Raw genomic sequence first — 1588 nt, 5'->3', positions numbered from 1 at the left:
GGGAAACGAGGCGGGACGCGCAAGGCGCCGCCGGAGAAGTAACCCACCCCACCATTTAATGCTTTACAGGCCGGTTTCGTGTTCTCTACATGTTCCATATGGAGGAGAACATGGCAGGAACACGGCCCAATGACACCATCGCCATGCTCCGGGCGCGGATACTGCGGATGGAGCGGCAGTCCGGCGCATCGCTTCATGAAACAGGGCGGTTATCCTGCGGATGCCCTGAGATTGATATCCACCTGTCCGGCGGGCTGGAACAGGGCACGACCCACGAAATCCTTGGGCGCGGCGTCGATACGGCCCTTGGCTGTTACGCTACGCGCTGGATCGCCTTCATCCTGTCGCATACGACCGGGACGGTCGCATGGGTCCATACCGCTCCACTCGATCTGCACGCCGCCGGACTGGCCCAGGCGGGGCTTCAGCCCGACCGCCTGATCTGCCTGCACACCACACCTGGCAATGTCCTCGGCCTGACCGAGGATCTGCTACGTGAGACCGGCCTGGTCGCGGTCGTGACCGATCTCGATCGTCCGATGACCCTGACAGCTTCACGTCGGCTGAGACTGGCGGCGGAAGGGACAGGGCAGACCGCATTCCTGCTCCGCCGCGCCGCCCGGTCGAATGATCCTGCCCTGCTGCAACCTTCGGCCTGCACCACCCGGTGGCGTATCGGCCCTATGCCGTGGCCGGATGGACAGGACTGCCTGGCGTTTCATCCCGGCCGCCCGCGCATGCGGGTCGAACTGCTGCGGCACAAGGGCGGCAGGGCAGGGGAGTGGATCGTGGAGACGGAACATGCGCCGCATCATCTCTCTGTGGTTTCCCCATTGGCCGACCGACCGGTTGCGTCGACATGGTTTCCACGATCTTCCAGCATCCCGCCCGCTGGTCACGCGCAGCCATGACGGCCGACGCGACATGATCTCGGCCGTTGACCAGGCCGCGGTGACCGCAGGGATCAGCCCCGGCCTGCCCCTGGCACAGGCGCAGGCCCTTGTGCCGGACCTGAGCGTGGCGCCTGCCGATCCGGAAGGCGACGCCAGCGCCCTGTCACGACTGGCCGAATGGTGTCTGTGGTGTGCGCCGCTGACATCCGCTGCCGATCCTGATGGCATCTGGATTGACGCAACGGGTTGCGCGCACCTGCATGGCGGTGAAACATCCATGCTCACCGCCCTGCTTGCACGTCTGTCTGCCACGGGGCTTACGGTACGTGGCGCCATGGCGGATACGCCGGGCTGCGCATGGGCGGTCGCGCGTTTCGGAACGGACATGGCGACGGTCGTCCCGGAACAGCAGCATAAAACCGCGCTCGACCCCCTGCCTGTCGCGGCCCTGCGTCTGGATGCCGCCACCCGGCGAGGGCTTCTCCAGCTTGGCCTGGAGCAGGTCAGGCAGTTGCGCGAGGCACCCCGCGCGCCGCTTGCGCGGCGGTTCGGGAAGAACCTCATTCACCGTCTGGATCAGGCGCTGGGCCTGATGCCCGAACCGATCCGGCCTGTCCTGCCTCGGGACATGATACAGGACCGCCGTTCGTTTGTGGAACCCATCTCCACGGCGGAAGCCATCGCGACCGTCATCA

Annotated in this window: 2 protein-coding genes; both read left to right on the top strand. The window is 66.0% G+C overall.

What is annotated here, in order from left to right; all coding sequences use genetic code 11:
- The first annotated feature begins 110 nt into the window (after positions 1-110).
- The gene (locus DY926_RS02820) at positions 111-911 is read left to right on the top strand and encodes an ImuA family protein (RefSeq protein WP_148707734.1); all 801 of its coding nucleotides are present in this window, start codon (positions 111-113) and stop codon (positions 909-911) included.
- 13 nt (positions 912-924) lie between these two features.
- Positions 925-1588, top strand: a 664-nt coding sequence (locus tag DY926_RS02815; protein WP_241503019.1) for a Y-family DNA polymerase, incomplete at its 3' end; no start/stop codon positions are given.

The sequence above is a fragment of the Komagataeibacter melaceti genome, from assembly GCF_003403295.1.
Taxonomy (GTDB): Bacteria; Pseudomonadota; Alphaproteobacteria; order Acetobacterales; family Acetobacteraceae; genus Komagataeibacter; species Komagataeibacter melaceti.
Note: the sequence above shows the minus strand (reverse complement) of the source record. Positions and strands in the feature narration are given on the sequence as shown.